This window comes from Xenorhabdus entomophaga, assembly GCF_037996725.1.
In the GTDB taxonomy this organism is placed as follows: Bacteria; Pseudomonadota; Gammaproteobacteria; order Enterobacterales; family Enterobacteriaceae; genus Xenorhabdus; species Xenorhabdus khoisanae.
This window is the reverse complement of sequence record NZ_JBBMXH010000441.1, coordinates 1-266: the sequence shown is the minus strand read 5'-3', so window position 1 is coordinate 266 and position 266 is coordinate 1. Positions and strand designations below refer to the sequence as shown.

At 52.3% G+C, this 266-nt stretch carries 1 pseudogene; it reads left to right on the top strand.

The window, feature by feature from the left end:
• Positions 1-266, top strand: a pseudogene (locus AAC854_RS23545) (type VI secretion system baseplate subunit TssF); the annotation flags it as partial.

The window sequence follows — 266 nt, the reverse complement described above, 5'->3', positions numbered from 1 at the left end:
AAGCGTCCCGATTACGGCCGCTGTGGGGGAACAACATTTCCAGTTTAACACCTGCCGCCCCTTGCATATTGAACCTTTTGTGATGCGGGATAAACAGATCCAAAAGACCCGCGAATACAGCGATATTGTGCTGACGCTGCATCAGACGGGCAATGCCGTGTCGAGCTGGTCAGGCGGAAAGCTGACTTTCTTTCTGGGCACGGATAAAAACCGGGCCGCCCAATTAAGCTTATGGCTGGATATGCACATCGATGAGGTCTATTGGC